The sequence below is a fragment of the Flavobacterium palustre genome (genome assembly GCF_014639535.1).
GTDB classification, from domain to species: Bacteria; Bacteroidota; Bacteroidia; order Flavobacteriales; family Flavobacteriaceae; genus Flavobacterium; species Flavobacterium palustre.
Window position 1 is genome coordinate 118,913 of the sequence record NZ_BMGA01000005.1, and the last position, 19,204, is coordinate 138,116.

General features: G+C 34.6%; 17 protein-coding genes. 11 read left to right on the top strand and 6 right to left on the bottom strand.

Features of this window, described 5'->3' with window-relative positions; all coding sequences use genetic code 11:
• Positions 1–36: 36 nt before the first annotated feature.
• Complete coding sequence (locus IEV84_RS10975; RefSeq protein ID WP_188494334.1) at positions 37–3,048, bottom strand: tetratricopeptide repeat protein; 3,012 nt, start codon at positions 3,046–3,048, stop codon at positions 37–39.
• A 166-nt stretch (positions 3,049–3,214) separates the two neighbouring features.
• On the opposite strand from IEV84_RS10975, the gene IEV84_RS10980 reads away from it, so the two are divergent.
• The 8 genes from IEV84_RS10980 to IEV84_RS11015 all read left to right on the top strand — a co-directional run bounded on the left by IEV84_RS10980 (position 3,215) and on the right by IEV84_RS11015 (position 10,370).
• A complete protein-coding gene (locus IEV84_RS10980) occupies positions 3,215–3,898 on the top strand; it encodes a cell division ATP-binding protein FtsE (protein WP_188494335.1) in 684 nt (227 codons plus the stop codon).
• A gap of 29 nt (positions 3,899–3,927) precedes the next feature.
• Positions 3,928–4,713, top strand: a complete 786-nt coding sequence (locus IEV84_RS10985) for a TrmH family RNA methyltransferase (protein WP_188494336.1) — start codon at positions 3,928–3,930, stop codon at positions 4,711–4,713.
• 140 nt (positions 4,714–4,853) lie between these two features.
• The gene (locus IEV84_RS10990; protein WP_188494464.1) at positions 4,854–7,076 is read left to right on the top strand and encodes a RelA/SpoT family protein; all 2,223 of its coding nucleotides are present in this window, start codon (positions 4,854–4,856) and stop codon (positions 7,074–7,076) included.
• A 170-nt stretch (positions 7,077–7,246) separates the two neighbouring features.
• A complete protein-coding gene (locus IEV84_RS10995) occupies positions 7,247–7,744 on the top strand; it encodes a Fur family transcriptional regulator (RefSeq protein WP_188494337.1) in 498 nt (165 codons plus the stop codon).
• Positions 7,745–7,806: 62 nt separating this feature from the next.
• Complete coding sequence (locus IEV84_RS11000) at positions 7,807–9,078, top strand: adenylosuccinate synthase (RefSeq protein WP_188494338.1); 1,272 nt, start codon at positions 7,807–7,809, stop codon at positions 9,076–9,078.
• A gap of 130 nt (positions 9,079–9,208) precedes the next feature.
• Positions 9,209–9,790, top strand: coding sequence for a GDP-mannose pyrophosphatase NudK (nudK, locus tag IEV84_RS11005; protein WP_188494339.1), 582 nt, complete (start codon positions 9,209–9,211; stop codon positions 9,788–9,790).
• Between the two features lie 66 nt (positions 9,791–9,856).
• Positions 9,857–10,111 carry a type II toxin-antitoxin system Phd/YefM family antitoxin gene (locus tag IEV84_RS11010; RefSeq protein ID WP_188494340.1) on the top strand — a complete coding sequence of 85 codons (255 nt, stop codon included), beginning with the start codon at positions 9,857–9,859 and terminating at the stop codon, positions 10,109–10,111.
• A gap of 1 nt (position 10,112) precedes the next feature.
• Entirely contained in the window at positions 10,113–10,370 is a 258-nt protein-coding gene (locus tag IEV84_RS11015; protein WP_188494341.1) for a Txe/YoeB family addiction module toxin, read from the top strand.
• A 94-nt stretch (positions 10,371–10,464) separates the two neighbouring features.
• On the opposite strand, the gene IEV84_RS11020 is transcribed toward IEV84_RS11015, so the two are convergent.
• The 4 genes from IEV84_RS11020 to IEV84_RS11035 form a co-directional block, all read right to left on the bottom strand.
• A complete protein-coding gene (locus tag IEV84_RS11020) occupies positions 10,465–11,103 on the bottom strand; it encodes a peroxiredoxin (protein WP_188494342.1) in 639 nt (212 codons plus the stop codon).
• A 112-nt stretch (positions 11,104–11,215) separates the two neighbouring features.
• Complete coding sequence (locus tag IEV84_RS11025; RefSeq protein WP_188494343.1) at positions 11,216–12,127, bottom strand: AEC family transporter; 912 nt, start codon at positions 12,125–12,127, stop codon at positions 11,216–11,218.
• A gap of 209 nt (positions 12,128–12,336) precedes the next feature.
• The gene (locus IEV84_RS11030) at positions 12,337–14,097 is read right to left on the bottom strand and encodes a cytochrome c peroxidase (protein WP_188494344.1); all 1,761 of its coding nucleotides are present in this window, start codon (positions 14,095–14,097) and stop codon (positions 12,337–12,339) included.
• Between the two features lie 88 nt (positions 14,098–14,185).
• The gene (locus IEV84_RS11035; RefSeq protein WP_188494345.1) at positions 14,186–15,622 is read right to left on the bottom strand and encodes a PhoX family protein; all 1,437 of its coding nucleotides are present in this window, start codon (positions 15,620–15,622) and stop codon (positions 14,186–14,188) included.
• A gap of 366 nt (positions 15,623–15,988) precedes the next feature.
• Between IEV84_RS11035 and IEV84_RS11040 the strand changes: the two genes are divergently transcribed.
• Entirely contained in the window at positions 15,989–16,531 is a 543-nt protein-coding gene (locus IEV84_RS11040; RefSeq protein WP_188494346.1) for a hypothetical protein, read from the top strand.
• Positions 16,532–16,603: 72 nt separating this feature from the next.
• Here the strand turns inward: IEV84_RS11040 and IEV84_RS11045 are convergent, their stop codons facing one another.
• Positions 16,604–17,482: a PPK2 family polyphosphate kinase gene (locus tag IEV84_RS11045; RefSeq protein ID WP_188494347.1), complete on the bottom strand. Its 879-nt coding sequence runs from the start codon at positions 17,480–17,482 to the stop codon at positions 16,604–16,606.
• A gap of 122 nt (positions 17,483–17,604) precedes the next feature.
• On the opposite strand from IEV84_RS11045, the gene IEV84_RS11050 reads away from it, so the two are divergent.
• Entirely contained in the window at positions 17,605–18,441 is an 837-nt protein-coding gene (locus IEV84_RS11050; protein WP_188494348.1) for a DUF6929 family protein, read from the top strand.
• Between the two features lie 3 nt (positions 18,442–18,444).
• Positions 18,445–19,161 carry a 3-ketoacyl-ACP reductase gene (locus IEV84_RS11055; protein WP_188494349.1) on the top strand — a complete coding sequence of 239 codons (717 nt, stop codon included), beginning with the start codon at positions 18,445–18,447 and terminating at the stop codon, positions 19,159–19,161.
• Positions 19,162–19,204: the final 43 nt, after the last annotated feature.

Here is a 19,204-nt window from a genome sequence, read left to right on the forward strand (position 1 = left end):
TCTATATTCTTATTTCTATTCTCTAACTTCTAACTTTTATTTAACTGACGAATTGGTTTTAGCTTCTTCTGATTTAATAGCACTTAATTCAGTTTGTGCTTCAGCAACTACATCCGGGAAATCAGAGAAATTCTGAATTACGTTATCTAAAATGTAAGTTGCCTGAAAACTATCTTTTAAACCATAAAAGTTCTTAGCCATTAACACTAATCCTTTTGCTCCATAATAACGGTAAGAAGCGTAGGTTTTTGCTAATTTTTGAACAACAGCATTCGATGCTTCAAACTTATTTTCTTTGTTTTTAAAATAAGCATCATAATACAATGCTTCTGCTGCCAGTTCGCCTTTAGCAATCAAAAGAACTTTGGCGTAAGCCGCCTTAGCTTTAGATTCATCAGCAGTTTTCATTGCTGAACGGGCAATAATTATTTGCGCATCACTTTTTACACTATCATCGGTTTTTGGATTATTCAAAACTTTTTCGGCATACACCACCGCATTAGCATAATCCTTATTTTCATAATAACATTTCATCAAATTAGATTGTGCAAAAACTTTATTTTGAAACAAATCAGCTTCATTTTCTAAACGACTCAATACCGGAATAGCTTTGTCTTTCGCCCCACTTTCTAATAAAATTTGTCCTAATCTTGACAAAGACTGCTCGCTAAATTCGTTTCTTGGTTCGTTTACAACATATTGATAATTTGGAATTGCCTTGTCTTTTTGACCTTCGGCATAGTAGGCCTGCGCCAAATAAAAATTAGCTTTCAAAGCGTGAATCCCATTTGGAAAACTCGAAATATACGCTCTGAAACCGGAAATAGCCTGAGCATTGTTATTTTGCTCAAATTGTTTCACCGCCGATTCATAAGTATCATTATCCAAATCAGCATCAGTTACAGCTACAAAATCTAATGTACGAACCCAGGCAGCATACTCGCCTACTTTTCCGCTGTCCACATAAATCAATCTTGCTGTAGCAACGGCCTCCAGAGCTTCAGGAGTTTTAGGATATTCGGCAGCTACTTTTTTAAATTTCATCAAAGCATCCGAATTGCGGTCGGAGTTATAATATACTAATCCCTGACGCAAAATAGCTCTGGAAATATATGCACTGTTTTTATATTCGCTTATTAATCGGTCGTAAGCTTTTAAAGCCGAATCCTGTTTGTTAGTTGCCACATAGGTATTCGCTAATTCGAACATCGCATCATCACGATAAGCTGATTTTGGATAAGCCTGTATAAACGCATTTAATTCGTCTATTTTCTTGTCGTTTTTCCCAACAAAACCATACGAAATTGCTTTTTGATAATAGGCATAATCCGCATCCACACTTTTCAACTCAATCACCTTGTTGTAAGCATCCATTGCCGGCCAATATTTAGTTGTTACAAAACGACAATCGGCTAAACGCAAATAAGCATCCGTAATTCTGGTTTTATCATCTTTTACCTTATCAATAAATCTTTGAAAAGCATCTCCGGCAGCATCGTATTCTTTTAATTTAAAATAGGCATACGCTATATTGTAATTGCTGTTTTTATATTCGGGTGTTGCAATTGCAGCTGACATTCCTGCAAACTGTTTAAAACCTAACAACGACTTATTGTAATCTTCCAAAACATACTCTGTTTCTGCTTTCCAGAAAGTAGCTCTGGCTGTAAATTCGGCATCCACAGTATTAGCTAACGATTTCTGAAACATTTGCAAAGCCAAAGTATAATTTCTATCGGTATAAGATTCTAAACCGCTGTAGAAAGTTACTTTTTGGTAAGCCGATTTATTTTCCGGTGATTTATTTTTCTCCAATAAAACCAACGCTTCTTTGTAATTTTTAGAAGAAATATAAGAATCAATCAACAATTTTTCCACCACAGGACGGCTGGAATTATTTGGATATTTATTAATAAAACCCAGCAAAACAGCAGGTACACTTTGGTATGAATTTCCTAATTCATAACTTAATTTGGCATAATTCAAATGAGCATCTTCCTGAATTGCAGCATCAAAAGCCATTTCGGAAGCATTCTTAAAAGCATTCAAAGCCTGTTGTTTTTTATCTAGTTTTAAATAACTTTCTCCTAAATGATAATAGGCATTTTGAGCCACACCATCATTTCCTCCAATGATTTTATTGAATTGAGCAATGGCGTTTTCAAAATCATTTTTCTTGTAATAAGCATAACCCAACTGGTAATAATCGGTGTTATTCCACTTCCCTCTTTTGCCTTTGTAAGCCACCAAATACGGAATGGCTTCGTTGTATTTTTTTAAATTAAAATAGCTTTCGCCAATAATCTTATTCAATTCTGATTTTTCGGCTTCATTTGATTTGTCCATCGCTTTTTGACCTAAGGCAATTGCTTTTTCAAAATTCCCTGATTTGAAACTCATATCAGCCTGATAGTAGGAAAGTTTCTCAGCATATTTTTCATCCGTTGCTACCTGATCAAAATATTTATTGGCTTCCTGATAATTATTACCTTCATAAGCCATAAAACCCAGATAATATTTAGCCTGAGAACCATAAACTTCTGATTTTAAAACCTTATTAAAGTAGGTTGCAGCCTCTTTTTTATTGTTAGAGCTGAACAAACTGTAGCCTTTTTGGAAATTAAATCGGTCTTTATCCTTAGCACTCAACTGGCTTTCATCTACTTTTTCAAACTTGTTTAAAGCTTCTGAATATTTTTTTTGATTAAAATAAAAATGAGCTGATTCTACATAAGCCTGATTAGTTTTAGAGCTTGTTGGGTATTTTTCCAAAAAGGATTCCATCAACACATCAGCATTAGCATGACCCAATCGAACCGCACAACTCGCATCATAAAAAGTACAATCTGATTGAATTTCCTCGTTTTTTACTTCGGATTTAACTTTTTCAAAAAGAAACTGAGCCGAAGCATACTGATTGTCTTTGTACAAAGCAACAGCTTTATTATAATCCTTAAAATCATTAGTATAAACAGAGGTTTTTTGTGCTAAAAGCGTAGTGGTTTTAACAAAAACCAACAAAAAAAAGAGCCAGAAAAGTTTACGCATTTTTATCTTATTTTAGTACCCAAATATATTATATTCTACATTTGATAACGACTACTTAATTGGTTTTATTATGAACAAATATTTTAACAGGACTTAAAAAACTGGTATTTGATTATTGCTATTTCATAATTGATAATTACTTTTACACCATAAACAAATGCTAATTATGTCTCAAGCCGTACTATCCTTAAAAAATGCAACTATCTATCAAGAAGATAAAGTAATCTTATCGAATGTTAACCTGGAAGTAAACCGAGGAGAGTTTATATACATTATTGGAAAAACCGGTTCAGGAAAAAGTAGTTTAATGAAAACTCTTTATGCCGATTTACCATTAATTGAAGGTAATGGACACATTGTTGACTTTGATTTAGAAACCATGAAAGAAGATGATATTCCGTTTTTAAGACGTAAAATTGGAATTGTTTTTCAGGATTTCAAATTATTACCGGATCGTTCTATTCAGGATAATATGCTTTTTGTTCTTAAAGCAACTGGATGGACCGACCAAAACGAAATGAATCGAAAAATTGACGAAGTACTCGACAAAGTAGGCATGAAAAACTATGCTCAAAAAATGCCTCATCAAATTTCGGGTGGCGAGCAACAGCGTGTAGCCATTGCCAGAGCCTTATTGAACGACCCTGAACTAATCCTTGCCGACGAACCTACAGGAAACCTGGATCCACAAACCAGCGTAGAAGTTCTGGATGTTTTGAAAAAAATTAATGCCAACGGAAAAACCATCCTGATGGCAACTCACGACTATGCTTTATTAATGAAATTCCCTTCAAAAACATTAAAATGTGAGGATGCTAAAATTTTTGAAGTAGTCCAAAGAACCGTTTAATTTTTCCCAATACTAAAATTTAGAATCTCTTGAAACAAATTACATCCATTCAAAATCCATTCATAAAATCTTTAGTATTATTACAGGAAAAAGCAAAAAACAGAAGACAAACCGGAACATTTTTAATTGAAGGAGTACGCGAAATTTCATTAGCTGTAAAAGGTCATTATGAAATTGAAACGGTATTATTCTATCCTGAAATTTGCAGCGAAACCGAAGCTAGAAAATTAGCCAAATCAGCTGAATTAATCGAAATAAACAAAGAAGTATTTCAAAAACTAAGTTACAGGGATACTACCGAAGGAATTTTGGCTGTAGCCAAATCCAAATCTTTACAACTTGCTGATTTAAAATTATCCGCAACACCTTTAATTTTAGTAGCCGAAGCTCCCGAAAAACCCGGAAACATTGGTGCTCTTTTAAGAACCGCCGATGCAGCTAATCTTGATGCCGTAATTATCGCAAATCCAAAAAGTGATTTATATAATCCTAATATTGTTCGCTCCAGTGTGGGCTGCTTGTTTACGAACCAAATTGCAACAGCAAGCACCACAGAAATTATTTCTTTTCTAAAAGAAAAAAACATCAATTTCTACTGTGCTACCCTGCAAAACTCAACGAGCTACCACACTCAGGATTACACAAAACCAACCGCCTTGGTCGTTGGAACCGAAGCCACCGGACTCACTCAGGAATGGCGTGATGCTGCCACACAAAACATTATCATCCCCATGCAGGGAGAAATTGACAGCATGAACGTTTCGGTAGCCGCAGCCATATTAATATTCGAAGCCAAAAGACAAAGAGGATTTTAAATCGTAGAATGCAGATTTTAGATTTTAGATTGCAGATGTTTTCAAATCTAAAATCAAAAGTCAGAAATCTAAAATCAACAATCCCAACTCTTGCATATATGCAAACTTATCGCTATTTTTAGAAAATGAACCCTGCAATTATGACAGAAATAGATATTGAAAAAGAGAATAAAGCAATTGCTCAAGAATACAAAGAATTACTTCGCATTAGTTACCAAACATTAACTACTGACGACAAAAAGCTCATTCGTAAAGCATTTGACGTTGCTGTAGAAGCCCATAAAGACCAAAGACGAAAATCAGGGGAAGCTTATATCTTCCACCCTATTGCTGTAGCTAAAATTGTTGCTTCCGAAATAGGTCTTGGAGCTACTTCTATTGCAGCCGCATTATTGCACGATGTTGTTGAAGATACTCCAACAACAGTCAAAGATATTGAACGCATGTTCAACCCTAAAGTAGCGCAACTTGTTGAAGGTTTGACCAAAATATCCATCGTACAAAAAGACATGAATGTCTCTATGCAGGCCGAGAACTTCCGAAAGATGTTATTGACCTTGTATGATGACGTGCGCGTAATCCTGATAAAAATAGCCGACAGATTGCACAACATGCAAACTATGGAGTCCATGGACGATCACAAACAAGTCAAAATTGCCTCTGAAACCCTATACATCTATGCGCCGCTTGCCCATAGATTAGGATTATACAACATCAAAACAAAACTGGAAGATTTAGGTTTAAAATACACCGAACCTGCCATATACAATGACATTGTCAGCAAAATAAAAGAAACTAAAGAACAACAGGATGCTTACATCAAAGACATCTCAGACGTACTTAAAGCTTCTTTAGACGCTGAAGGCATCGATTACATCATAAAAGGACGCCCAAAATCCATCTACTCTATTCGTAGAAAGATGAAGGCTCAAAACGTAAGCTTTGACGAAGTCTATGATAAATTTGCCCTTCGAATTGTCTATAAATCAGATGCTCACGATGAAAAATTCATTGCCTGGAAAATTTACTCTATCGTTACAGATCATTACAGACCCAGCCCAAGCCGTTTAAGAGACTGGATTTCGTCACCTAAATCAACCGGTTATGAAGCCCTGCACATTACCGTAATGGGACCTAAAGGACGTTGGGTTGAAGTACAGGTGCGTAGTGAACGTATGGATGAAATTGCCGAAAAAGGTTATGCCGCCCATTACAAATACAAAAACGGAGCTACCGAAGAAGGTGGTTTGGACGTTTGGCTTAACTTACTTCGGGAAGCATTAGAAAACCCTGAAACCAATGCCATTGACTTTGTGGAAGATTTCAAAATGAATTTGTATTCAAAAGAAATCTACATTTTTACTCCTAAAGGCGATATTAAATCACTACCTAAAGGAGCCACATCACTTGATTTTGCCTTTAGCATCCACTCCGAGATTGGAATCAAAACCCGCGGAACCAGAGTCAACGGAAAATTAGTTCCTTTGAATTACGAATTAAAAAGTGGTGACCAGGTAGAGATTATTACTTCTCCAAATCAAAAACCTACCGCGAACTGGTTGGATTACGTAACCACTTCCAGAGCAAAAAACAAAATTAGAAACGTTCTTAACGAAAACACTAAGAAAATTGCCGAAGAAGGAAAAGAAGTGCTTACCCGTAAATTAAAACACCTTAAAGTTACTATGAACGAAGGGGTGATTAATGAATTAGTTAACTTTTTTCACCTTAAAACCAGTTTGGATTTATTTTACCGAGTGGGAATTGGCACCATTGACAACCAGCAATTAAAAGACTTTGCTGCGCAAAAAAGCAATACTTTAATCAATTTCTTCAAAAGCAAAATCAAGCGCACCGGCGGAAATACAGCCGATACCGATATCCACAGACCCGTACTCAACAGCAATTATGACATGTTGGTTTTTGGTAAAGAACAAGATAAATTAGACTACAAACTTTCTACTTGTTGTAACCCAATTCCGGGCGATCAGGTTTTTGGATTTGTTACTATCAACGAAGGAATAAAAGTGCATAAAAAAGACTGTCCTAACGCCATTTCTTTACAATCGAATTATGCTTATCGAATTATGCCAGCTAAATGGATTGATTCTTCTCAGCAGGAATTCAAGGCTATTTTGAATATCACAGGAATGGATACCATCGGTTTGACCAATGAATTAACAAAAGTAATTTCGAATAACATGAATGTGAATATTCAAAGTATTTCGTTGAGTGGAGACGCCGGACTTTTCAAAGGACAACTAACAGTAATTGTACAGAATATCACCATTTTGAAAAAACTAATTGATAATATCAAAAAGATTGACGGAATTGACCGCGTAACCCGTGTTTACAAAAATTAGTTTCTTTCATAACACATTCTGTTCTAAATACTTTTTCGGATAGCCCTAAAATTTTGTTTTCAAAAAAGAGCCTTAAGTCAGGGGTTAGTTTTATTAAAAAAAACAAAATTATTATCTTATAAGTACTTAAACTTGAAAACTATTAAAATAAAAATTTATCTTTGCCGAATATGACACTCATTTCCACAAATAACGACAAAAATCAAGAGATTGTAAAAAACGTTTTTACAATGTATCTTGAAAAAAACGGGCATAGAAAAACGCCTGAACGTTACTCTATACTTCAGGAAATCTATGAAAGCGAAGAGCATTTTGATATAGAAAACCTATATATCAAAATGAAAAACAAAAACTACCGTGTCAGCAGAGCTACGCTGTACAATACGATAGAATTACTCTTAGACTGTGCATTGGTGCGCAAACATCAGTTTGGGCAAAATCAGGCACATTATGAAAAATCCTATTTTGACAAACAACATGATCACCTTATTATGACTGATACTGGTGATGTAGTAGAATTTTGCGACCCAAGGATACAAACCATCAAAAAAACTATCGAGGAAATTTTTGATGTGGACATCACCAATCATTCCTTGTATTTTTATGGTACAAAGAGAAGTCCAAAAACAGAAGAAAATAAAGAAGAAACCAATAACGATAACATTTAGTTTAAAAAAAGTGGCTTTTTTTACTGTCACTACGAATTAACGATAAAATAAATAAATTAAAAATGACCGTAGATTTATTACTAGGATTACAATGGGGAGATGAAGGAAAGGGAAAAATTGTTGACGTTCTTACCTCAAATTACGATATTATTGCTCGTTTTCAAGGAGGCCCAAATGCAGGACACACATTAGAATTTGACGGAATTAAACACGTACTTAGAACCATTCCTTCCGGAATTTTCCATAAATCAGCGGTAAATGTTATTGGAAATGGTGTTGTAATTGATCCGGTTGTATTTCAAAAAGAAATCGAAGGATTGGAAAAATTCAACATCGATATCAAAAAGAAATTAATCATTTCAAGAAAAGCACACTTAATTTTACCTACACACCGTTTATTAGACGCTGCTTCTGAAGCTTCTAAAGGGAAAGCTAAAATTGGTTCTACTCTTAAAGGTATTGGTCCAACTTACATGGACAAAACAGGTAGAAACGGATTACGTGTAGGAGATATTGAATTAGAAGACTTCAAAGAAAGATACCGTTCTTTGGCTGACAAACACGAAGCAATGATTGCATTCTACGGAGTAGAATTACAATACAATTTAGAAGAATTAGAAACTGAATTTTTTGAAGCCATCGAAGAAATTAAAAAATTAGATTTCATCGACAGTGAAGAATACATGCACCAGGCTCAAAAAGCAGGAAAATCAATCTTATGCGAAGGAGCTCAGGGATCTTTATTAGATGTTGATTTTGGAACCTATCCATTTGTAACTTCATCTAACACTACTGCTGCCGGAGCTTGCACCGGTTTAGGAATTGCTCCTAACAAAATCAAAGAAGTGTACGGAATTTTCAAAGCTTACACAACACGTGTAGGTAGCGGTCCATTCCCAACAGAACTTTTTGACGAAGTAGGTGCTACTATGGCCAAAGTAGGAAACGAATTTGGTTCAGTTACAGGAAGAGCCAGACGTTGTGGATGGTTAGACTTAGTTGCTTTAAAATATGCTGTTCAGGTAAACGGAGTTACCCAATTGATGATGATGAAAGGCGACGTACTTTCTGGTTTCGATACTTTGAAAGTTTGTACTGAATACAACTATAAAGGACAAAACATTGCTCACTTCCCATACAATGTTGAGGAAGAAAATGTTGCTCCGGTATATAAAGAATTCAAAGGATGGAAACAGGATTTAACTGGAATGACAACTTATGATGAGCTTCCGGTTGAATTAAAAGAGTACATCGAATTCATTGAAAAAGAATTAGAAGTGCCTATTAAAATTGTTTCTGTAGGTCCGGATAGAAAACAAACAATCACAAAATAAAACAATTAACGCTCTGATTTTTCAGGGCGTTTTTTTTTATACATCAAAAACAAAAAACAAACCGTAAATTCTCAAATTATTTTTTGCTTCTGCATTTTTAATTTGCGAATTTGCAGTAAAAGAAAAACACATGAGCAATCCGGAAATAAAAATTAAAGAAACCAAATTACTTTCAGATAACTGGTACATCCTGAACAAAGTAACATTTGATTATCAAAAGGAAGATAAAAGCTGGATTACCCAACAAAGAGAAGTCTATGACCGCGGAAACGGAGCTGCTATTTTGCTTTACAACACCACATCTAAAAATATCATTCTAACGCGTCAGTTTCGTTTACCAACTTACCTAAACGGAAATAAAAACGGAATGATGGTAGAAGTTTGTGCCGGATTATTAGATCAGGACGAACCCGAACAATGCATCATCAGAGAAACCGAAGAAGAAACGGGCTACAGAATTTCTAAGGTCAAAAAAATCATGGAAACCTATATGTCACCGGGAGCCATAACTGAAATCCTTTATTTATTTATTGGCAAATATGATGCTTCTATGAAAGTAAGCGAAGGCGGCGGACTCGATCATGAACAGGAAAACATCCAGGTTTTAGAAATGCCTTTTGAACAGGCTTACAACATGATTGAAACCGGAGAATTAAAAGATGCCAAAACGATTATGTTGTTACAGTATGCCAAGATTAATTTAGGATTATAATTTAACAACTTCACAACACACAATACCAAATATTGTACATATATTTGTACACTAAAAAATACAGTTATGGTAATTACTAATATATCCGATTTTAGAAAAGATATTAAATCTTACTTTGATGCAGTAGCAAAGAATTTTGAAACTCTTATAATCAACAGAGGGAAAGATTCAGGGATTGTAGTGATATCTCTTGAAGAATATAATTCGTTAATGGCAACAAACTATGAATTATCATCCCGTTTAAATGAAAAACGTCTTGATGCTGCTATCGAAAAATTAAAAACAAATCGATCATTTTCTAAAGATTTAATCGAAGAATAAAATGAGATATGTCTTTGTAGATGAATCTTGGGAAGATTATTTGTATTGGCAAAAAATCGATAAGAAAAAAGTAAAAAAAATCAATGATTTACTCAAGGATATTGCCCGCACTCCATTTGAAGGAATAGGAAAACCCGAGCCACTTAAACATAAATATGCCGGTTTTTGGTCTCGCAGAATTGATGACGAACATCGGTTAATTTACAGATATCTGGAAGATGAAATACAAATTGTAAAATGCAGACATCATTATGATTAAGCTTTGCATATTTATCAATTATCTGAAAAAACAAAAAAAGTACAACAGGAAGAAAATCTTATTGTACTTTTTTTATTGGTGAAACCTAAAAAAATTATTTATTAGGCTGTGGTGTCATTCTTAAGTAATATTTAATGCGATTAAATCCTTTTGGGAATTTAGCAGGAATATCTTCGTCTGGTATTGATGGAGAAATAACCACATCCTGACCGTCTTTCCAGTTAGCCGGCGTTGCCACACTATAATTAGCTGTTAATTGCAAACTATCGATGACACGTAACAATTCATCAAAATTTCTTCCTGTTGAAGCCGGATAGGTCAATATCAATTTTACTTTTTTATCAGCACCAATGATAAATACGGAACGAACTGTGAAAGTATCATTGGCATTTGGATGAATCATATCATACAAATTAGCGACTTCTTTGTTCTCATCTGCGATAATTGGGTATTGCAAAGTAACATTTTGAGTTTCTTCGATATCTTTAATCCAGTTTAAGTGCGATTCTAATCCATCAACACTTAACGCAATAACCTTAGTATTTCTTTTTTGAAACTCAGGAAAATAATTAGCTACCGTTCCTAATTCGGTTGTACAAACCGGTGTAAAATCAGATGGATGTGAAAATAAAACACCCCAGGAATCACCTAGCCACTCGTGAAATTGTACTGTACCTTGTGTCGTTTCTGCTGTAAAATCCGGAGCGATATCTCCTAATCGTATTGTTGCCATAATTTCTAATTTTATATAAGTCCTATAAAATTAGTCAAAAAAAAGTAATCCCGAACGAATTCTTAGTACAAATAGACCAACTTAAAACAATAGATTTTCTAAAACACAGAAATTAAATCATTTGGAGTAAAAAATACCAAAAAGCCAGCGTAATAAAAGAAATAGGAATTCCAAAACCAATCATCATACTGCTCAGTCTTGGTTTTAATCCATGAGAAGAAGCTAAAATACTTGCCATAATCATAGGTGCCATAGCAGCTTCTATTAAAGCCACCTGAATCATCAGCGAATTTTGTTTCAGAATGACGACATACAGTACAAACAGAATGGCGGGGGTAATTAATAATTTGTAAGCCAAGCCCAACCAAAGAAATTTCCAATGCTGGCTTTTGCTGTCAAAATGCAGCTGTAAACCAACAGAAATCATGGCTAACGGTGTAAGCAGACTCCCCACTTTTTGTAAAGCCAACTGAAAATAATCATGAAATTCCAAATCCAATACATTAGCAAAAACGGCTATCAAAAAACAAATAAAAGGCGGAAACAGCATTACTTTTTTAATTATTTTACCGCCACTGGTCGCTTCTTTAGAATAAAGTGTAGCCACAACAACAGCAAGAGTTGAAAGCACAACAAAAGTCCCTGGCTGATCGACTAAAATGGCCATTTTTAAACCTTCGGAACCATATAATGCGTTCACTATGGGATAGCCCAAAAAGGACGTGTTTCCCAGACCTGCAGTGATAATTAAACAACCTACTAATTTTCTGGACCAACCATATTTTTTTCCTAAAAAACGAAAGAAAAAAAAGGAAAGTGTAAATCCTATCCAGGTAACTCCTATCAGGTACAACAGTTCATTATCCCAATTTACTTTAGGAATATAATACAATGCCAATGAAGGAAGACAGATATAAACTACAATCTTGTTTAACAGCTTGTAAGCATCAGAAGGAAACCATTTAATGCGTTGCAACGCAACTCCCAGCAATAAATAGACAAAAATCAGAATAATGTTAATCATAATACTGCAAAGATATTCACTAATACCGATTATATATTCAATATTGCCTAATAAAATTAGCCTATTTTATACTATACCGGCATTATAGCTAATTTTCTTTGGTATAATATTACAATATAAATGCAGCAGTTAAAAATTCACCGCAAATTACAGCGGTTAAAAAAGCAGACAACACCTTACTAAACCTGTAATTTGCAGTGATTTTTTGTTTATTTCAAATACTTTTTATCAGTCAGGGATTTCATAAAATCAACCAATTGTTTTTTCTCTAAATCGGTTAAATTAAGTTTATCTTCAGGCAAGGTCTGATTTTCAAGAGAAAACCCTAATCCTTTTCCGCCACCTTCGTTGTAGAAATCAACCACTTCTTCTAAAGTTTTAAAAACACCATTGTGCATATAAGGTGCTGTTAAAGTTATATTTCTAATGGTTGGCGTTTTGAAAGAATATTGGTGAATCAGGGCTTTTGTCAAATTGTACTTCCCTAAATCGGTATCTAATTTTCCATTAGCATCAGGAACTCCTAAAACCTCACTTTCTGATTTCATGAAATTTGGCGGTACTGTTCCATTGGTTAACGGAATAAAATGACAAGTAGCACATTTAGCTTTTCCGGCAAAAAGGTTAAATCCTGCTTTTTCATCAGCTGTAAAAGCAACTTCGTTTCGCATATACGCATCAAATTTAGAATCGAATTTGCTTAATGTTCGAATATAAGATGCCAAAGCATTTTTAATTTCAAAAGCAGTAATTCCTTTTTTAGGAAAGGCTTTTTCAAACTTTTGAATGTATTTCTCATCTTTTTTAATTTTCTGAGCCGCTTCTTCTAATGATCCGTGCATTTCATCCGCATTAGTAATCACAGCTACAGCCTGATCTTCTATATAATTCACTCTCGAATCGAAAAAGAAAACACGCTGGAAAGCAATATTGGTCAATGTTGGCGTATTTCTTTTCACAAAAGATTTACCGTCAAAAGAAAGTGCTTTTTCCATACCATCAGTAAAAGCCTTATCGGCATGATGGCAAGAAGCGCAGGAACGACTGTTATTTCCTGACAAAACAGGATCGTTGAAAAGTAATTTCCCTAAAGTGGCTTTTTCTTGGGTTGTTTCATAATCCGGAAAAGCCGAAAAAGCTTCTTCATCAAAAACTGCTGCGTCAAATAAGGTTTGAGCATTCGTTTTCAATCCTCGCATTTCATTGAAAAAAGGAATCTTCAAATCTTTTTGACTTTGATATAATTTTCGACTTAATGGATTGGCATAATTTTGAATAAAAGCAGCACGGTCAAAAGCATTAAAATTAGGATTGGCTTTTAAATAACTAATTGCCTGATTGATGATTTTCAAACCGGCATCCGATTCATTATCGGTATAGAGTTGATAATATTTTTGAATGCCTTCCAATGAAGCTACCACTTCTGGAATTGATTTTTGTGCTATTGGCGAATCAAAACCTGTAATTCCCATACTTATTATTCTAAAAACTTCCAATCGTAAAGCATCAAAAACATGAGCATCGGTCAATTCATTGGTTGCTGCAATTCGGTTCAAACGCTTTAAATTAGCCGAAAGAATCCCCATTTCTTTCAATAATTCCGATTTGGATTTCACATCATAAACAGGAAATAAAAACTCTTCAATTACCTGAAATCCCTGCGGTGGTAAAGTCATTTTATCATCTTCCTCAAACTCTGAAAGAGCAGGACCGTTGATTGCCTTAGAAACTTCCGGAAAATAATATTCGCTAAAAACTTCTATTTTTTTATAATTCGAATGCGCTGCCAAAAACTGTTGCTGCAGTTGCTTAGAATCCGAATTGGATTGTATCAAAGCTTCTAAATCATTTACTGATTGAATTAAAGTAGTTATATCGGCTTGAAATAATTGTTTTACTTGTGTAGTTTTAGGAGTTTCACTGCAGGAAACCACAAACAGTAACAGTAAAAAAAGGAAACATTTTTTCATAATAAACAGAAAAAGAATTGGAAAACAAAAGCCACGATTTCAAATTGAGAAACCGTGGACTTCTGAAAATATTTTTTTAAAAATTTTATTATCTGGCTAATCCTTTTATTAATACCACCTGACTCGCTTGTTTTTCATTCGGACGACCTGTTCCTCCATCTACACCTTTGTATTTATCACCATTCCAGGTGTGAGGCTGAACACATAATAAGAAAGTATCATCAATCCCTAATTCTTCCGATACATCAATTAAAGCTCCGTATTCCCAGCTACCAAATCTTGAACTTCCTCCTACATTGTATTTAGCAGCATCCGTTTCGGTACGACGGTGATCTAATTCAACAACTACTTTCATTGTTTTTTTAGCAATATCGTATTGATAAATGTAAGCATCATGCGTTTCGTCTCCGTAACCATTTGAGTCTTCCTGAACATAAACATAGTTTTTAGTCACACAAATGTTATCCGGATTTTGGAAAGTTTTAGCAATTCCGCTACGATCATCTCCATCTAAAATCACTTTTAAATTTCCTGATAACGGATTGTTTTGGTCTAAATCCAATTGGTAAACTCTACCATATTTTGTTCTTGAAGCATCAGCATTAGCTCCGGTTCTGTCTTGTCCGGTTACATTAAAATAGATTTCTCTATCAGCAGCTTTTTCTCCTTTTCTATAATCTAAATCCTCTACTCTACCAAACTTAAGTCCTTTTAAAGTATTTACAGTAGCATTAATTTGAGCACCTGTTAAAGTAGTATGATTGTCAATTTTCACAAATGAAACCGGATACGTTTTACCCACAACCATATCAGTTTCTCTTTGATTGTCGTTGTTTCTTTTCATCATGTACAAAGAACCGTTAGCCAAATCCCCAACAGTATTAGAAACATACATAAACACCTGTCCGCCATTAGTTCCTGAATCGTCATCACCAAGAATAACAACTGTCTTACCCGGAAATGCCGAAGCTTTTAATGGCAAAGCATTCTCTGCACTTAAACGACCTAAACCAGGTAATTCTTTTGAAACACTATTAGACTCCACATCTCCATAAGGATCCAAACCATGTGTACGGGATTCTTCTCCTGATTCTCCCGAAGTTAAATACAAAGGACCAAAACCATGAATTTCAGGAGTAGCCATTGATGCACTACACAATCTCCAAACTCCACCATTAGAATTCAATAAATATTCTCCGGCTACCGGTTTGAACGTTTTGTCTAATGTAACTCTTGAAACAGCAAAATTGTCTTCATGATTTACTAAAAAAGTAAAAGTTCCATCGGCATTTTTCAATAATCCACTTCCGTCCGCCGAACCTCCGAAAACAAAATTTGGAGTTTGAGACAACACATCATCAGACGTGATTAAAGAAAATAATTCCAAATTTTCAAAACCTTCCTTTTTCTTTACTAATACCGGTGTTTCAGACTGATCGGCTAAAACCACCTCTGACCCTGATTTGTCGTTCTCGCACGAGAAAAAAGCTGTACTTAAAAGTAGCCCTAAAATAATTTTTTTCATCTTGGTTTGTTTTTTTAATTTTTTTCGAAACAAAGAAAGTCCAGTAATTTTAAAACAGGATGAACTAAACATTACCAAACTTTAAAGAATTATTCTGTTTTTTGAATCAAAAAACCCGAAATACCCAATCTTAGTTTACCAAAACATTTTCCATAGATTACTCTAATATTAGCTACAACTATTCTTTTAAAAAGTAAAGCGATACTGCGGTTTCCTACTGTACTGAATATCAGTAACCAACTGCTTTTTGAAGTAAAAAAGCAACAACCACCACAACATTTGAATACAATTGCCGTTTTTTAGCACTAGAAAGTCTTTTTTTAATTCGAATCATATTAAAAAATAAATCATAAAAACCCTCAAATCATGAAAACAACAAAGAAAATTACCGCTGCCTTACTATTTGCACTGGCATTATTTAATTTTAATGAAACTAAGGCACAAGAAACTACAAATTATGACCAAGGTTTTAGACTTGGATTTGGTTTAAATGCCGGTTATGCTAACGAAGACCCATACAAACTTGCTCTGGGAGCCGATGCCAGATTGCAATATGACCTGACCAAAAGATATTCCATCACCTTAACAACAGGTTTCAACAACATCTTTGTTAGTGAAAATGATGGTGATGACTTGGGTTTTATTCCAGTAAAAGCGGGTCTGAAAGCCTTTGTATGGAATGACCAATTTTATTTAACAGGGGAAGCAGGTGCGGCTTTTGCAGTAACTAATAATTACAACGACACCTCTTTATTATTATCTCCGGGAATTGGATATGCTAACAAATACATTGACATTTCTGCGCGTTACGAACACTATTCTGATTTTCCAACTATCAATAATGATGGTACTCCGGGCAAAGGTTTTGGTCAATTTGCACTTAGACTGGCTTATGGCTTTAAACTGTAATTTGTAATAGCAATAAAAAAACTGACAGGTTTTTGAAACCTGTCAGTTTAAAAAGCGAACCATTAAAAGTCTTTATTCTTTAGTCAATTGCTCTTTATACATCGCAAAATTAGCTTTTACTTTTTCTTCTAAATCCGGAACCTGAATATCAGTCAGTTTTTGCATTTCTTCCCAAATAATTTTAGCCACAATATAGCGTGCCATTTCTTTATCATCGGCAGGAACAATATACCAAGGCGCCTTTTCAACAGCGGTTTTATTGATAGCTTCTTCGTAATATTGCATATACGTATCCCAATATTCGCGCTCTTTTAAGTCTCCTGGCGAAAATTTCCAGTGGTGTTCCATATTTTCTAATCGACGCAACAAACGTTTACGTTGCTCTTCCTTACTTAGATGAAAATAAAATTTTAAAACAATCGTTCCGTTTTGGGTAATATGTTTCTCAAAATTTCGAATTTGTTCGAAACGATTTTCCCAAAATTCAGCTGTAATATCTTCTAACTTTTCAATTCCGGGCAAATTCTCATTCAAAATATATTCGGGATGTACTCGGGTAACCAATACATTTTCATAATGTGTTCTGTTAAAAACGGCAAATTTTCCTTTTTCAGGCAAAGCCAAATAATGCCGCCACAAATAATCGTGCTCCAGCTCAGTAGAATTTGGTGTTTTAAAACTATGTACCACCACACCACGGGGATTAAATTCCTTAAAAACCTCCCGAATCAAACTGTCCTTTCCCGAAGTATCCATTCCTTGCAAACAAATAAGTACTCCATATCGATTATGGGCATACATTACATCCTGCAATACACTTAACTTCTCCTGAACTTTTTCAAGCTTTTCTTCCTTATCATCATCACTGGCTTTACTGTACAAATTCGTTGGTATTTCAGAAAGTCTAATAGGTTCGGTTACTTTAAAATCATCCGGATTAATCGATTTCATAGGGAATATTTTAACTTTATACTCTCAAATATAAGGAATAAATACTATAATTTTAGACTTTTAAATTTAGCTATCGGAAGATATTAGTCTAATCTAAAATAGCGGATTTCAAAACAATATCCATGGAAAAATTCACATTAGAATTATTATTTCAGATCATCGGAATTGGTTCTGCCTCAGGAATATGCTACAAAGACAATTCCTTATTCATAGTTGGCGACAACAGCTGTTTTTTATATGAATATCATATTGATTCACAGCATTTAAACCGTTATCCGTTAATTGAAAATCCATCCGAAAACATCATCAAAAAGGACAAACCCGATTTTGAAGCCCTGACTTGTTTTCAAGACAGCATGTATGCTTTTGGCTCAGGTTCAACCTCAAAAAGAAATAAAATGGTTGAATTTGATTGGACACAAAAAAAGAAAATTGCCTCTGACAATCTCGCCGATTTATACGCTGCGATGCAAAATTTTGCTTCCATCAAACCCGAAGATTTCAATATTGAAGGCGTAATTCACGATGGCGAAAACTGGTATTTCTTGAATCGGGGCAATGGTATTTCTAATAAAAACACACTTTTTAGTTTTCATGCCAAAAAACTGAATCAGGAATTCAACATGCGCTCTAATGATTATGAATTACCTAAAATAAACGGAATAGTAAGTAGTTTTACCGATGCAGTTTTAGTTGATGACAAAATCTATTTTTTGGCTACAGCCGAAGATACCCAATCCACTTATGACGATGGCGAAGTACTGGGAAGCATTATTGGACGCATTAATTTAGAAACCATGAAAATTGATTTCACTCAAAAAATCAGTGATAGCCATAAGTTTGAAGGATTAACCGTTTTAAAAAACGACAACAATAAAATAGAATTTTTACTATGCGAAGACAAGGATACCGAAATTCTTGAAACCGCCATTTATAAATTATCATTAAACCTAAAATAAATCATGACTGACTTAAAAAATAAAAATGCACTAATTACAGGTGCCGGAAAAGGAATAGGTAAAGCAGTTGCTATTGCTTTGGCTAAAGAAGGCGTAAATGTAATCCTGATTTCCCGAACCCAATCGGATATTGACAAAGTTGCTGATGAAATCCAGGCTTTTGGAGTAAAAACTTTAGCATTAACAGCCGATGTTTCTGATATAAATTCCGTAAATTCAACTGTAGAAAAAGCCTTAACTGAATTCAAAACCATTGATATTTTAATCAATAATGCCGGAATTGCTGCTTTTGGAAAATTTATGGAACTGGAACCAGCAGCATGGGAACGCATCATACAAGTTAACTTAATGGGAACTTATTATGTAACCCGCGCCGTTCTTCCTAATATGATTGAAAGACAAAGCGGGGATATTATCAATATTTCATCAACCGCAGGATTAGCAGGAAATGCTTTGACAAGTGCTTACAGTGCTTCTAAATTTGCGGTTTTAGGATTAACCGATTCATTGATGCAGGAAGTACGTAAACATAATATTAGAGTAACAGCTTTAACACCAAGCACAGTGGCTACTGACATGGCAAAAGAATTAAATCTAACCGATGGAAATCCTGAAAAAGTAATGCAATCGGAAGATATAGCTGAACTGATTATTGCCCAACTAAAATTAAACCGACGCGTGTTCATCAAAAACAGTAGTATTTGGTCAACTAATCCCTAAAAACATTAAATTCCAAGTATTAAATTCCAAATTCCAATTATTA

Excerpts from the sequence above, each read along its gene's own strand:
- IEV84_RS10975 (WP_188494334.1), bottom strand. The coding sequence starts at position 3,048 with ATGCGTAAACTTTTCTGGCTCTTTTTTTTGTTGGTTTTTGTTAAAACC.
- IEV84_RS10980 (WP_188494335.1), top strand. The coding sequence starts at position 3,215 with ATGTCTCAAGCCGTACTATCCTTAAAAAATGCAACTATCTATCAAGAA.
- IEV84_RS10990 (WP_188494464.1), top strand. The coding sequence starts at position 4,854 with ATGACAGAAATAGATATTGAAAAAGAGAATAAAGCAATTGCTCAAGAA.
- IEV84_RS10995 (WP_188494337.1), top strand. The coding sequence starts at position 7,247 with ATGACACTCATTTCCACAAATAACGACAAAAATCAAGAGATTGTAAAA.
- IEV84_RS11000 (WP_188494338.1), top strand. The coding sequence starts at position 7,807 with ATGACCGTAGATTTATTACTAGGATTACAATGGGGAGATGAAGGAAAG.
- nudK (WP_188494339.1), top strand. The coding sequence starts at position 9,209 with ATGAGCAATCCGGAAATAAAAATTAAAGAAACCAAATTACTTTCAGAT.
- IEV84_RS11010 (WP_188494340.1), top strand. The coding sequence starts at position 9,857 with ATGGTAATTACTAATATATCCGATTTTAGAAAAGATATTAAATCTTAC.
- IEV84_RS11015 (WP_188494341.1), top strand. The coding sequence starts at position 10,113 with ATGAGATATGTCTTTGTAGATGAATCTTGGGAAGATTATTTGTATTGG.
- IEV84_RS11020 (WP_188494342.1), bottom strand. The coding sequence starts at position 11,103 with ATGGCAACAATACGATTAGGAGATATCGCTCCGGATTTTACAGCAGAA.
- IEV84_RS11025 (WP_188494343.1), bottom strand. The coding sequence starts at position 12,127 with ATGATTAACATTATTCTGATTTTTGTCTATTTATTGCTGGGAGTTGCG.
- IEV84_RS11030 (WP_188494344.1), bottom strand. The coding sequence starts at position 14,097 with ATGAAAAAATGTTTCCTTTTTTTACTGTTACTGTTTGTGGTTTCCTGC.
- IEV84_RS11035 (WP_188494345.1), bottom strand. The coding sequence starts at position 15,622 with ATGAAAAAAATTATTTTAGGGCTACTTTTAAGTACAGCTTTTTTCTCG.
- IEV84_RS11040 (WP_188494346.1), top strand. The coding sequence starts at position 15,989 with ATGAAAACAACAAAGAAAATTACCGCTGCCTTACTATTTGCACTGGCA.
- IEV84_RS11045 (WP_188494347.1), bottom strand. The coding sequence starts at position 17,482 with ATGAAATCGATTAATCCGGATGATTTTAAAGTAACCGAACCTATTAGA.
- IEV84_RS11050 (WP_188494348.1), top strand. The coding sequence starts at position 17,605 with ATGGAAAAATTCACATTAGAATTATTATTTCAGATCATCGGAATTGGT.
- IEV84_RS11055 (WP_188494349.1), top strand. The coding sequence starts at position 18,445 with ATGACTGACTTAAAAAATAAAAATGCACTAATTACAGGTGCCGGAAAA.